The organism is Providencia sp. UF-183 (genome assembly GCF_058246155.1).
The window spans coordinates 103515-116190 of the sequence record NZ_JBSICD010000016.1 but is presented as its reverse complement, the minus strand read 5'-3'; the positions used below and the strand labels follow the sequence as shown (position 1 = coordinate 116190).

13 protein-coding genes are annotated in these 12676 nt (G+C 42.7%); 9 read left to right on the top strand and 4 right to left on the bottom strand.

Features of this window, described 5'->3' with window-relative positions; translation table 11 throughout:
• Window positions 1-250 precede the first annotated feature (250 nt).
• Window positions 251-847 carry a GNAT family N-acetyltransferase gene (locus AC4IFT_RS15375; RefSeq protein WP_490733519.1) on the bottom strand — a complete coding sequence of 199 codons (597 nt, stop codon included), beginning with the start codon at window positions 845-847 and terminating at the stop codon, window positions 251-253.
• A 224-nt stretch (window positions 848-1071) separates the two neighbouring features.
• Here AC4IFT_RS15375 and AC4IFT_RS15370 point away from each other — a divergent pair, with 224 nt between their 5' ends.
• The 3 genes from AC4IFT_RS15370 (at window position 1072) to AC4IFT_RS15360 (ending at window position 4718) form a co-directional block, all read left to right on the top strand.
• On the top strand, window positions 1072-3093 hold the full coding sequence (locus AC4IFT_RS15370; protein ID WP_490751756.1) for an FAD-dependent oxidoreductase: 2022 nt from the start codon (window positions 1072-1074) through the stop codon (window positions 3091-3093).
• A gap of 157 nt (window positions 3094-3250) precedes the next feature.
• The gene (gene folE2, locus AC4IFT_RS15365) at window positions 3251-4168 is read left to right on the top strand and encodes a GTP cyclohydrolase FolE2 (RefSeq protein WP_490751754.1); all 918 of its coding nucleotides are present in this window, start codon (window positions 3251-3253) and stop codon (window positions 4166-4168) included.
• Window positions 4158-4718, top strand: a complete 561-nt coding sequence (locus AC4IFT_RS15360; RefSeq protein ID WP_490733521.1) for an LbetaH domain-containing protein — start codon at window positions 4158-4160, stop codon at window positions 4716-4718. The genes folE2 and AC4IFT_RS15360 overlap by 11 nt, the downstream gene beginning before the upstream one ends.
• A gap of 58 nt (window positions 4719-4776) precedes the next feature.
• Here AC4IFT_RS15360 and sstT read toward each other — a convergent pair whose 3' ends face one another.
• Both sstT and AC4IFT_RS15350 read right to left on the bottom strand, forming a co-directional pair.
• Window positions 4777-6030, bottom strand: a complete 1254-nt coding sequence (sstT, locus tag AC4IFT_RS15355) for a serine/threonine transporter SstT (protein WP_490733388.1) — start codon at window positions 6028-6030, stop codon at window positions 4777-4779.
• A 263-nt stretch (window positions 6031-6293) separates the two neighbouring features.
• Window positions 6294-7256 (bottom strand): TerC family protein, encoded by a 963-nt coding sequence (locus AC4IFT_RS15350; protein WP_490733390.1) that lies wholly within the window; start codon window positions 7254-7256, stop codon window positions 6294-6296.
• A 615-nt stretch (window positions 7257-7871) separates the two neighbouring features.
• Between AC4IFT_RS15350 and AC4IFT_RS15345 the strand changes: the two genes are divergently transcribed.
• From AC4IFT_RS15345 to AC4IFT_RS15325, 5 genes are all read left to right on the top strand, one after another.
• Complete coding sequence (locus AC4IFT_RS15345; RefSeq protein ID WP_490733392.1) at window positions 7872-8540, top strand: DedA family protein; 669 nt, start codon at window positions 7872-7874, stop codon at window positions 8538-8540.
• 239 nt (window positions 8541-8779) lie between these two features.
• On the top strand, window positions 8780-9085 hold the full coding sequence (locus AC4IFT_RS15340; RefSeq protein ID WP_490733394.1) for an ElaB/YgaM/YqjD family protein: 306 nt from the start codon (window positions 8780-8782) through the stop codon (window positions 9083-9085).
• Between the two features lie 6 nt (window positions 9086-9091).
• The gene (locus AC4IFT_RS15335; RefSeq protein WP_490733397.1) at window positions 9092-9499 is read left to right on the top strand and encodes a phage holin family protein; all 408 of its coding nucleotides are present in this window, start codon (window positions 9092-9094) and stop codon (window positions 9497-9499) included.
• Window positions 9486-9785 (top strand): YqjK-like family protein, encoded by a 300-nt coding sequence (locus AC4IFT_RS15330; protein WP_490751752.1) that lies wholly within the window; start codon window positions 9486-9488, stop codon window positions 9783-9785. The genes AC4IFT_RS15335 and AC4IFT_RS15330 overlap by 14 nt, the downstream gene beginning before the upstream one ends.
• A gap of 258 nt (window positions 9786-10043) precedes the next feature.
• The gene (locus tag AC4IFT_RS15325; RefSeq protein ID WP_225818498.1) at window positions 10044-10439 is read left to right on the top strand and encodes a DoxX family protein; all 396 of its coding nucleotides are present in this window, start codon (window positions 10044-10046) and stop codon (window positions 10437-10439) included.
• Between the two features lie 415 nt (window positions 10440-10854).
• Here the strand turns inward: AC4IFT_RS15325 and AC4IFT_RS15320 are convergent, their stop codons facing one another.
• A complete protein-coding gene (locus AC4IFT_RS15320; protein ID WP_219244544.1) occupies window positions 10855-11748 on the bottom strand; it encodes a LysR family transcriptional regulator in 894 nt (297 codons plus the stop codon).
• 121 nt (window positions 11749-11869) lie between these two features.
• Here AC4IFT_RS15320 and AC4IFT_RS15315 point away from each other — a divergent pair, with 121 nt between their 5' ends.
• Complete coding sequence (locus AC4IFT_RS15315; RefSeq protein WP_490733401.1) at window positions 11870-12577, top strand: pirin family protein; 708 nt, start codon at window positions 11870-11872, stop codon at window positions 12575-12577.
• Window positions 12578-12676 lie beyond the last annotated feature (99 nt).

Below are 12676 nucleotides of genomic sequence, written 5' to 3'. Positions count from 1 at the left end.
CCCTGCCCTTTATGCTGCGCACCGAAATGGGGGAAGGCCCCCTTGCGCTGCTAACCCTGCGTAATTTTGTGCTGCCTGAAAAAATCTTTTTACCTCGTTAAGCACAGGTCGCCCCCATGTTATTGCTATCATGCACCACTGAAAAATAAAAAATCCGCCCCCTCAAAGTGTGACGGATTTTCACAAAATAAAGATCATTCAATGGGTCGACATTCGCTCTTAAAGTAGGCTCTGAATGTCCCCACGCATCTTAACGTGGTTTTACCATCTGCCATTCTAAATGGTGCTTAATCGCAGGCCATTCAGACGCAATAATGCTGTAAACGCAGCTATCACGTAGCTCGCCTGTTTTAGTTCTCATATGACTACGCAAAACACCATCCAGTTTTGCGCCTAGACGCTCAATGGCTTTACGGCTCTGATGGTTTAAAAAGTGTGTGCGAAACTCCACCGCCACGCACCCTAACTCTTCAAAGGCATGCTTTAACAATAAGTATTTAGCCTCTGTATTAATCGCGGTGCGTTGAACCTCAACACCGTACCATGTTGCGCCCAGTTCAACCCGTTGCACGGCATTATCCACTTTATTATATGACGTGATACCAACAGGTTTCCCCGTGCGTTTGTCGATAACCACAAATGGCAAACACTCTTTTTGTGCAAAACGTACAAGGCGGCTTTCAACGTCTTGGGGGAAATTATCCGGATCGGGAACTAAGGCATACCATAAATTATGCAGCCCATCACGGCGGATAATCGCCGCAAGTTCTGCATCATATTGGTGAGATAAAGGCTCAAGGCGAACACATTCACCTTCTAAGGTAATAGCTTGGCAAATCTCTTTCATCATGGTTTCCCTATGTGGCTCTTTTTGCGATGTGTCTCTACTTTTTTAATCTTTTTATATGACATAAAAATAAAATGGTGTCACTTAACTGCGTTGTCTTAGCAATTTAACCTAAAACATATGATAAAAATCACAAAATTTTAACATCTTTACCAATTTACAGACTCATTACGCTACAGTTAACTCATCTGACCTGTTAAATAAATCCCGAATGGGAGCATCATATGAGCAATTTTCCACACCTTTTTACCCCCCTTGATTTGGGGCATACGGTACTTAAAAACCGGATATTAATGGGCTCAATGCATACTGGGCTCGAAGAACACCCTGAAGGGAGCGAACGGCTTGCCCATTTTTATCGTTTACGTGCTGAAAATGGCGTCAGTCTAATTATTACAGGGGGTATCGCGCCTAACCCTGAAGGTGCGTTAACCGCCCACGGAGCGGTATTGAATAACTTAAATCAGCTACCATTTCACCGTACAATTACCGATGCTGTGCACCAAGCAGATGGCAAAATCGCCCTACAAATATTACATGCAGGCCGATATGGATTACACCCATTATTAGTAGCTCCAAGTGCTATTCAGGCTGAAATTATTCCATTTGCACCTAAAGCACTACCCGCGGATGAAGTACAAAAAACCATTGATGATTTCGTGAATACCGCAAAATTAGCGCAACAAGCAGGTTATGATGGCGTCGAAGTCATGGGCTCTGAAGGGTATTTAATTAACCAATTTATTGCTAAGCGCACAAACCATAGAACTGATGAATGGGGCGGCAGCTACACAAATCGTATTCGCTTTCCTATTGAAATTGTACGGCGCATTCGTGAAGCCGTTGGCGCTAACTTTATTATTGTGTATCGGTTGTCGATGTTGGATTTGGTCGAAGACGGTTCAACGTGGGAAGAAATCGAATACCTCGCTAACGAAATTGAAAAAGCTGGCGCGTGTATGATCAACACAGGCATTGGTTGGCATGAAGCCCGCATACCGACCATCGCAACCCAAGTCCCTCGTCACGCATTTAGTTGGGTCACCCAAAAATTAATGGGCAAGGTGAATATTCCATTAATTACCACTAACCGTATCAATGACCCTTTTGTTGCTGAGCAAATTCTTGCCAATGGGCAAGCGGATATGGTGTCGATGGCTCGCCCATTCCTTGCGGATGAAGCTTTTGTACGTAAAGCCGCCGAAAACCGTGCGGACGAAATAAACACCTGCATCGGCTGCAATCAAGCTTGCCTTGATTTAATTTTTAACGGGAAGCTCGCCAGTTGCCTTGTTAATCCCCAAGCGGTTAGGGAAATGGATTACCCCAATGAAAAAGCTGCTAAAAGTAAATCCGTCGCCATTGTAGGCGCGGGCCCTGCGGGGCTTTCATGCGCTATTTATGCAGCTAAGCGCGGCCATAAAGTCACGTTATTCGAAAAGTCGAACCAAATTGGCGGGCAATTTAATTTAGCGAAACAAATTCCCGGAAAAGAAGAATTCCATGAAACCATTCGCTACTTTTGCCGCCAATTACAGCTGTTGAACGTGGATGTTCGCCTTGAACAACAAGCAGATGCGCAAAGTCTTTCAGGGTTTGACGAAGTGATTATTGCCACTGGCGTCACCCCACGTAAAATTCAGCTGGAAGGAGCGGATCACCATAAAGTGGTTTCTTATATTGACGTGATCACCCACCAGCAAGCGGTTGGCAAAAATGTCGCCATAATTGGCGCTGGGGGCATTGGTTTTGACGTGGCAGAGTTGCTAACGCAAGAAGGCAAAAGTAGCAGTTTGGATACTTCGCTGTTTAATCAAGAGTGGAATATTGACCCCACAATTCATTCAAAAGGGGGAATTTACCCAGAGCATAAAAATGCTGTGGGGTCGGCTCGCCAGCTCTATTTATTACAGCGAAAAAACAGCAAGGTCGGTGCTGGCCTTGGTAAAACAACGGGTTGGGTTCACCGTTTGTCATTAATGAAACGCGGTGTGAAGATGCTCAATGGCGTGGAATACATGCGTGTTGACGATGAGGGTTTGCATATTCGTTATCAAGATAAAACGCAGTGTTTACCTGTCGATAATGTGGTGTTATGCGCAGGGCAAGAACCTTATCGCCCATTAAAAATTCAGCTCGCTGAACATGGAATTGATGCCCATGTCATTGGCGGAGCCGATGTGGCCGCTGAATTGGATGCGCGTAGGGCTATCGAGCAAGGCATGAAAATCGCTTATCAGCTTTAGCTCACCCCCTTTTCCCTCTTGGTTGAATGTATTGAGCCAGAGGGAAAATTGAATACCTCTCCCAATGACCCATTACTATTTATTTATTTGCCTCGCTTTAACGATATTAATTGTTATGTTATAACATAACTCTTGCATTCTATATTACTGAGGCTCTATGTCATTGACTACCGAAACACTCACTACCCCACTCGCAGATGCACAACTACAAAGTGATACTCACAGCCAAATAGGGCTTGATTGGGTGGGTATGACAGGGATTGCCTTACCCATCGAGTTAGCAGGCCGACCCGTTAATGCAAATGTCGATATTGGGATTAATTTCCAAGGGCAAAAAGGCATTCATATGTCTCGTCTTTACCAATCCCTAGATGCACTTACCCAAAGTGAATTAACCCGAGATTTGCTAAGGCAAACGTTAGAGCAGGCGTTGTCTTCTCATATTCAAACGTCCTCTAAAGCTTATCTTCGTATTTATGGTGATATCTTGCTATCTCGCCGCTCTTTAGTTTCTAATCAGTTTGGTTGGAAGTCTTACCCTATTGAAATAGAAGTTAATTTTAAAAATTCATTCACTATTCTGTTAAAGGTTGGTGTGCCTTATTCTTCTACCTGCCCCAGTTCAACCGCGCTTTGTGCCCAAGTGATGCAGCAGCAATTTGCACTGGATTTTGATAACCAAGCGCCCCTATTACCGCAAGCTCAAGTTCTTGATTGGTTGGTTAAGCAAGGCTTACCTGCAACACCCCATAGCCAAAGAAGCTGGGCATGGGTTACTGTAACCTTAAACGCCGAGGAGAAAGAACTTCCCGTTATTGAATTGATAAACCGCATCGAAAACATCCTGCTCACTCCTGTTCAAACTGTGGTGAAGCGCAGTGATGAACAAGCATTTGCCATCACTAATGGGCAAAATTTAATGTTCTGTGAAGATGCGGCAAGAAGGTTAATCAATGCGTTTAGTCATCAATGCCAATTTGACGAAGTGACCGTTGAAATAGACCATCAAGAAAGTCTGCATGCACACAATGCCGCTGCACGCACCAACTGGAAACGAGGTGACCATGCTGCGTAAAAACCCATCAGGCCATGTGCCCGTTGTTTCTGAAAAGGCTTACATTGACCCAACCGCGATTATTTGTGGCAAAGTCATTATTGAAGATTACGTGTATGTGGGGCCTTACGCGGTGATCCGTGCAGATGAACTGAATGAGGACGGAGATATGTCACCCATAGTGATAGGCTCTCACTCAAATATTCAAGATGGTGTGGTGATTCACTCCAAAAGTGGTGCAGGCGTTCATATTGGGTCACATACATCTATCGCTCATCGTGCCATTGTCCACGGGCCTTGCGAGATTGCACAACGTGTTTTTATTGGCTTCAATAGCGTTTTATTTAATTGTGTAATTGGCGAAAACTGTGTGATCCGCTACAACGCCGTGGTTGATGGCCTAACGCTTCCCCCTGCTCGCTATATTCCCTCTTGTGTGCATGTTAACGGGCACAGTGATTTATCGGATTTCAGGCAAGTCGACCGTGCCTCATTGCAATTTTCGGAGGAAGTCGCGGCAACCAATATTCAGTTGGTTGAAGGCTATCGCCGCTTACGTAATGAATTTTAATTCAAAAACAAAAAAGGCAGAATATCTATTCTGCCTTCTCGTTTATCGCATAAAACTATTAATCATTATGGGAGAGCTGAGTCTCTGAATTTGCGAGCTTTTCATCTTCTGCCAAGCAAACTGCAGCAGTAAATAAGACATCAGTAGAAGAGTTCACTGCAGTTTCCGCTGAATCTTGCAGTACACCAATCATCACGCCGACCGCAACCACTTGCATTGCCACATCATTCGGAATACCAAACATATTACACGCTAATGGAATTAATAATAATGAACCACCGGCCACACCAGATGCACCACACGCACACACTGAAGCCACCACACTTAACAGTAATGCAGTAGGGATATCCACTGGAATGCCTTTCGTGTGAACAGCCGCTAGCGTTAGAACCGTAATGGTGACTGCCGCCCCAGCCATGTTAATAGCTGCACCTAATGGGATAGAAACAGAGTAAGTGTCTTCATGCAAGTTCATACGGCGGCACATTGCCATATTTACAGGAATATTCGCCGCAGAACTACGGGTAAAGAACGCCGTAACGCCACTTTCACGTAAACACGCAAACACTAATGGGTATGGGTTGCGCTTTAATTTTGAATAAACGATTAATGGGTTAACAACCAATGCCACAATCACCATACAACCTAATAATACAGCTAATACATGGAAGTAGCCTTGTAGGGCTTCAAAGCCTGTTGTGGCAATCGTTGAGGCAACTAAACCAAAAATACCCAACGGTGCTAAGCGAATAATGACTCTAACTAATTGGGTTACACCATTGGAGAAATCCAGTAGCAGTGTTTTTGTGGTATCACTCGCATGGCGAAATGCGATACCCAGCCCTAATGCCCACGCTAAAATACCGATGTAGTTACCGTTAATCAGTGCATCAACGGGGTTAGTAAATACGTTATTTAATAAACCACTGAGAACTTCGACAATGTTACCTGGAGGGTTCATTTCTGTCTCGCTACCTGCCAAAGCAAGTGTCGATGGAAACATAAATGATGCAACAACCGCCACTAATGCCGCGAAGAATGTGCCTAAGATATAGAGAACCAAAATTGGTTTAATACTGGTTTTTTGCCCTTGGCGATGGTTAGCAATGGACGACATGACCAATACCCATACCAAGACTGGTGCAACCGCTTTTAACGCACTCACGAATAAATGGCCTAACAACCCCACGTTTTTTGCGGCCGATGGCCATAACCATGCCAATAAAATCCCTGCAACTAAGCCAACCAGTATCTGCTTGACCAAGCTACCGTGAGTGATCACTCGCCATAACCCTGTTTTATTTGTATCCATAGTAGACCTATATTATTTATCTTTATTAGGAATTAAATGTGTTTGCAGAGCCAGTATAAGGAATAAATACCTTGTGGAAAGGCTATTATTCAAAATATACACAATGATTGATTTTACTTAACAAATATTTTACATAACTGTGATCGCAATAGAGTTTTGTTTCTTATAGTAGAATGGCATAAGGGAGAATGATTGTGATTTTTCAGAGAGTTAAAACAAAAAACCCCTACCTTATCGGTAAGGGATTTAAATTTTGAAGGGTATTATTTGCTTTTTGCTTCGTTGTGTTTGTTAACAATTGTATTAATGATTAATGTCACCACTAATATTGCGGCAATCGTTCCCAACGATATCGGCGTTGGAATATGGTAGATATCAATAAGCAGCATTTTTATACCAATAAAGCTTAAAATGACCGCTAAGCCATATTTTAACATTGAGAACTTCTCTGCGACGCCTGACAGCAAGAAATACATCGCACGTAACCCTAAAATAGCAAACAAGTTAGACGTTAAAACAATAAACGGGTCAGTCGTCACGGCAAAAATAGCAGGGATACTATCCACCGCAAATATCACGTCACTGATTTCAACTAAGATCAGCACTAAAATAAGCGGCGTTGCAAACAGCACACCATTACGTTTAATAAAGAATTTTTCACCGTGTAGCTCATCGGTCATGCGAAGATGTGAACGCACCCACTTCACTAACGGTTTATCATTAATTGGCGAATCATCTTCTTTGGCAAAAGCCATTTTAAGCCCCGTAAACAGTAAAAATAGGCCGAAGACATATAAAATCCAACTAAACTGCGTGACCAACCAGCTGCCCGCGAAAATCATGATAGTTCTTAATACGATAGCACCCAGCACACCATAGACTAAAACACGGCGCTGTAAACTTGCAGGGATCGCAAAATAGCTAAATAGCATTAACCATACGAAGACGTTATCCACTGCCAAGGCTTTTTCTAACAGGTAACCCGTTAAAAACGCCATTGTTTGGCTATCGGCGAACTCACGGCCTACGTTGTCATTGAGGTACCACCAAAAACCCGCAGCAAAAATAAGCGAAAGTGTGACCCACACGATGCTCCAAGCCGCAGCTTGCTTCATCGACATGGCTTGGCCTTTGTGTTTGCCCTGCCAAAACAAATCGATAAGCAACATGATTAAAATAATAACTGCAAAACTGCCCCATAAAACAGGGTTACCGACTGAATGCATTTTCCTATCCCTTAAAAAACAAAAAACGGCTGATATCCAGAAGACATCAGCCGCTTAAAATTCTTTAACCTCAAGGAGTTATCTATTGGTTGTAAATTATGAGCAAACCTCGCCTTCTGGCAAGGTCTCACTTACAACACAATTAACCCGAGGACAGGTAATGTGGTGCTCGGCTACCGGGTGTAATGTGTACACCGTAATGACGATAAACCGACAAGAAGAAGTTACTCCCCTTTGCTATGCGCAAAATATACGGTAAATAATCTTAAAATGCAATAATTAGCTATATTAGATTTAACCCGATTTTTTTGTGTGAAAAGATACATTAACGGCAAACTTTTGCAGTTTATAGTTAAAATCCTCTACTAAAGTGGGTTTTTAGCCATTTTGCTTTGTTACAATTAGGGTGATTAATTGTAAAAATAGCGCTCAACTTAAATGAATTCTAAAAATATGCTTAAAATTTGCTGTTTAGTTATTTTCGGTTTTGTTAAAGTGAGCGTGATTTACACTAACAGCCTGAGGAAACAACGCTTTCACTTAGGCATTCACTTAATCCATTTCTCCCTGCCCAACAACAAGTTTGTTGCTGTTATTGCCGTTTAGGAAACATTAATGGAATTAGTTAAAGAACTTTTTTTTGCCCTTTGGCACCAAGATTATGTCACACTCTCTAACCCATCATTGATGTGGGCTATCTACCTTATGCTGTTTGCTATCCTGTTTCTTGAAAATGGGGTTTTACCCGCAGCGTTTCTACCGGGCGATAGCTTATTGATTTTAGTGGGCGTCCTGATTGCGAAAGGCACCTTGAGTTACCCTCTTACCATCGTTATTTTAACCGCTGGTGCAAGCTTAGGCTGCTGGGTGGGCTACATACAAGGCCGTTGGTTAGGAAATACAAAGATAGTCAAAGGCTGGCTCGCACATCTCCCCGAACATTATCACCAACGGGCCCATGGTTTATTCCATCGTCATGGTCTTGCTGCGCTGCTGATTGGTCGTTTTCTCGCCTTCGTAAGAACGCTACTCCCGACTATCGCAGGTTTGGCTGGCTTGAAAAATGGCCGCTTCCAAGTGTTTAACTGGCTAAGTGGTTTGCTGTGGGTGTTGATTTTAACCTCAATTGGTTACGGTTTTGGTAAAAGCCCAATTTTCCAGCAATATGAACATCGCATTATGAATGTACTGATGTTAATCCCTGTTTGTCTGTTAGTTATCGGTTTAGTTGGCAGCATTGCTGTTGTGGTAAAGAAAAAACTGTCAGGCAAAAAAGTAAACTAATTCAATTTGCGGGAGCACTTTGCTTCCCGCATTTTCGTTTTTACTCATTTTTACTTTTCCATTTCTCCTTCGCTAAAAACAGCATTAATTCGCTGATTAAACGACGATTTCTTAGCACACTCTGTTTGTCATTTTTTGTTAATAACTCATAATCACGCTGAATATTTGATTGCACTTAGTACAAAAATCGCTATTGTTAATATAACGAATGCGCTTTTTCTATTGATAGGAGGTTGTATATGTCATCGAATCATTCATCAGACGAACTACGTGCGGAACTACGCGCTTTAGCTGATTCTCTGGAAACGATGCTTAGTGATACCGGCGAAAAATCGAAAGAAGAGATCGAAAGTTTAAAATCAAAAGCACAAGAAGCATTGCGCTCATCTCGCGCAAAACTCGGCCAAACCACCGAAAGGATCACCGAGCAAACTAAGGAAATTGCGGGACGCGCAGATAACTACGTAAAAGAAAACCCATGGACAGGCGTCGGTATTGGCGCAGCAGTGGGCGTTGTTCTTGGCGTGTTGCTCGCTAAACGTTAATTGCTTATGGAACCAAATCAGCAACGTCAGGGCCCCGGTAAAGGGGTCCTTGAAACCTTACGACGTATAGCCAATATTTCCGTAGGTATGGTGCAAACTCGCCTAGAGTTAATTGCCGTTGAATTAGAAGAAGAAAAGCTCAACCTGATTCAACTTCTTTTATTGGCAGGTTTAGCGCTACTATTCACCGCATTTGGTTTGATGTGCCTGATCGGCTTAATCTTTTGGTCTGTTGATCCTATTTACCGCTACCAAGCATTGGCGATGACAACTGGCGCGTTAATCCTGCTCGCTATTGTTTTTGCTATTTGGGCGCTAAAAAAGGCAAAACAATCAACCTTACTGGGGGCAACACGTGAGCAACTGGCTCAAGATGCCAACGCATTAGCGAGAAAGGATGATGAGCAAAAATAAGCAACAGTTACTGGCAGCTAGAAAACAACGTTTAGTCAGAAGAATTGAGCGTCAGCGTCAAGAGCTGACGGAAACGTCCTCTGATTGGCTACACACCACTGCACCTTATGACCGTGCTTGGCAAACGATCATGACATTTCGCCCTTTAGTCATTGCAGCCACTGGCTTGCTCTCTGTTTACTCCCTTCGCAAACCACAAAAAATTCTACAGTTAGGCCAAAAAGCCATCACCATTTGGGGCTTAGTTCGTTCAATTCAAAGCGCAATTCAAGCCAGCAAAAAATAGCCATTTTCCCCAAATAAAAATAATCCTTATTATTCAAAAAGATAAATAATGTATCTTTCTAATTTTTATTCCCAAAATAAGTTCATTCAATTTTTTTGTCTATCTTTGTGAATAACCTTTGCTTTTTATTGAAAAAGTAAATCGCTACTATAAGCCCATCAAATGATTTCTAGCCAATTTGTGCTAAAAATAACTTTATAAAGCGACATATATCGCAATTAACTTACATTTAATGACTTATTAGTCTGGAGAATCTCGATGAAAAATTTAGAAAGTGGTGCGATATTATTGGCCCGTATCATGATGCCAATCCTATTTATTGTCGCTGGATATGGAAAACTCGGTGATGCGTATGCAGGTACACAACAATATATGCAAGCCATGGGTGTTCCCGGCTTCTTATTGCCTTTAACGATTTTATTAGAATTAGGTGGCGGATTAGCGGTTCTGTTTGGTTTCTTAACGCGCACCGTTGCCTTGTTCACAGCCGGTTTCACTGTATTAACCGCATTGCTGTTCCACATTGATTTTAGTGTGGCACCAAACAGCTTAATGTTTATGAAAAACTTTACTATCGCAGGCGGTTTCTTACTGTTAGCGGTCACAGGCCCAGGTAAATTTAGTATCGATCATTTACTCGGCAAAAAATGGTAATACGCGTTTCATATCACCCTTATTGATTTCTGATTTGTCTTCATTTGTTTGTCCAACTTATACCTCCCTCGGGAGGTATTTTTTTGCCTAAAATAAAGGTTTTGAACCTGTTAAAGGGGAAATATAGGTAAAAATCATGTAGGAAAGCCTTATTTATTCTTTTAGTTTATGAGCCAAGTCTAAATATCAGGCTGAGATTGTTTTACTTTTTTGAATCATAGCTAGTTAACTGCACTCGTAGACTCTAAATAGTTTGAATTGTCGGCAATAATGGGGTTCTAAAACTGCTATTAACGTCTAAATAATTCGTGCTGTAGCAAGGCGGCAAGCTTGCTAATCCCTAGGGGCATACTTGAGTATGTGACTAGGGTTAGGGAACGATGCCAACAAAGCTACAGTGCGAAGTATGACGACGTTATGAACGAAATAATTTGGGGATCTCACGCAAACACCACGACTTCGCCTCCCCCATACTATCCCTCCGCCACGCCATAATAATCGTCGTCTCATGGCTAAATTCCGCGCCAACAACTTTCAAACGCCCTTCACGAATATCTTGCTCCACCAGCGGATACGGCATCGTCGCCACGCCAAGCCCTGCCAACAGTGCATTACGCTTATCTTCGATACTTGATACCGTTAAACGCTGCTGCTTATCCAGCAACTGTACGGTGATCACCGGGCGTTCACGGGCAGTATCCGCAACCGCTATCCCACGGTATTTCACCCGCGTTGCATCAGAAAGTGGCTCTGGTTCTTGGTGAATCGGATGATCAGGGCTTGCTACATAAATATGGTTAATGGTGTATAACGGTTTTGAGTTAATCTCTGATGACGAACGAAAATGCATATCGGGTGCAATCACAATGTCCGCCTTACCACTTTCGAGGCGCTCCCATGCCCCTGCCAGCACTTCCGTAATCAATGATAGCTGCGTTTCTGACTTTTCAGCCAAACGTTCCACCAGCGGAAATAATGACTGTGCGGGTACCAATGCCTCACAAATAATCGTTAAATGTGTTTCCCAACCTTTAGCAAGCGCTTCCGCATCTGACGTCAGCTTATCCGCCGCCTCGAGTAAAATACGGCCTCTATCCAACAACATTCTACCGACATTGGTAAATTTGGTTCTATGTCCTGAACGGTCAAACAAAATTACATCGAGCTCTTCTTCTAACTTTTGCATGGTATAGCTTAGCGCGGATGGCACTCGACCTAACTCCTCTGCTGCCGCTGCAAAACTGCCACGTCGGTCGATTGCATCCATCACCCTTAATGATTCAAGCGTTAATGCTCTCTCTTTACTCATGATGTATCTCTTTCAGGAAATTTGAACAAGGGAAACAGATTAACTGGCTAACAATTCAACGTCCAGCTATTTATCATAACAATAGATTATTAACTTATTATTTGGATGAGGGTTAACCATTATGATGACATTGAGACCCGTTAACCATTGCGGAAAAGCAGACTATGGTTGGCTACAAGCTCGCTATGCTTTTTCTTTCGGTCACTATTTTGACCCTGATTTTATGGGATTCAAAACACTAAGAGTGCTGAATCAAGAGGTTATAGCGCCGCAAAACTCATTACAGCCAAGAATGTATCCCCATGTCGATATCTTAAATATCGTCCTAAAAGGACATGCACAATACCGCGATAGTTTAGGGAATACCGTTGATGCAAATGAAGGTGATTGCGTACGCTTTTCACCTCGCCCAGACTTGAGTTATAGCGAGCAAAATGTCTGCCCACAAACGCCATTAACACGTTTGCAGCTCTGGCTAAATGCTTGCCCACAGCAAGAGTCATTACCGTTGCAAAAAGTGACAATTTCTGAAGATGAAAATTGCCTTGTGGCATCGCCAGATGGCGAAAAAAACAGCATTCAGCTACGTCAACAAATTTGGATAAACCAAATTCACTTAGCGCCAAAGTCATCATCAACGATGTCCATAAAAGGCCGAAATGCCTTTTTGCAGTCAATACATGGCGGCGCGACTTTGCGTAATAAACACGGTGAAACGTTAACCATGAGCTGTAATGATGGGGTCTTTTTGCAAAACGAAGACGAGTTTGAAATTACCGCTAATAAAGATTTTCGCGGTTTATTGATTGACCTCGGCGAACAAAACTAAGTTTACTGCCAATTTTCTACCGCCTAAAATCAAAATCCCTCGTATTTTATCGAGTACGAGGGAAAATTTGCGAACCGATTCGCAAATTTAATCATTTAC

Bases quoted from the DNA above. Each gene is read 5' to 3' on its own strand.
- AC4IFT_RS15325 (WP_225818498.1), top strand. From the start codon at position 10,044: ATGAAAAATTTAGAAAGTGGTGCGATATTATTGGCCCGTATCATGATG.
- AC4IFT_RS15375 (WP_490733519.1), bottom strand. From the start codon at position 847: ATGAAAGAGATTTGCCAAGCTATTACCTTAGAAGGTGAATGTGTTCGC.
- AC4IFT_RS15345 (WP_490733392.1), top strand. From the start codon at position 7,872: ATGGAATTAGTTAAAGAACTTTTTTTTGCCCTTTGGCACCAAGATTAT.
- AC4IFT_RS15330 (WP_490751752.1), top strand. From the start codon at position 9,486: ATGAGCAAAAATAAGCAACAGTTACTGGCAGCTAGAAAACAACGTTTA.
- AC4IFT_RS15340 (WP_490733394.1), top strand. From the start codon at position 8,780: ATGTCATCGAATCATTCATCAGACGAACTACGTGCGGAACTACGCGCT.
- sstT (WP_490733388.1), bottom strand. From the start codon at position 6,030: ATGGATACAAATAAAACAGGGTTATGGCGAGTGATCACTCACGGTAGC.
- AC4IFT_RS15360 (WP_490733521.1), top strand. From the start codon at position 4,158: ATGCTGCGTAAAAACCCATCAGGCCATGTGCCCGTTGTTTCTGAAAAG.
- AC4IFT_RS15350 (WP_490733390.1), bottom strand. From the start codon at position 7,256: ATGCATTCAGTCGGTAACCCTGTTTTATGGGGCAGTTTTGCAGTTATT.
- AC4IFT_RS15315 (WP_490733401.1), top strand. From the start codon at position 11,870: ATGATGACATTGAGACCCGTTAACCATTGCGGAAAAGCAGACTATGGT.
- AC4IFT_RS15335 (WP_490733397.1), top strand. From the start codon at position 9,092: ATGGAACCAAATCAGCAACGTCAGGGCCCCGGTAAAGGGGTCCTTGAA.
- AC4IFT_RS15370 (WP_490751756.1), top strand. From the start codon at position 1,072: ATGAGCAATTTTCCACACCTTTTTACCCCCCTTGATTTGGGGCATACG.
- AC4IFT_RS15320 (WP_219244544.1), bottom strand. From the start codon at position 11,748: ATGAGTAAAGAGAGAGCATTAACGCTTGAATCATTAAGGGTGATGGAT.
- folE2 (WP_490751754.1), top strand. From the start codon at position 3,251: ATGTCATTGACTACCGAAACACTCACTACCCCACTCGCAGATGCACAA.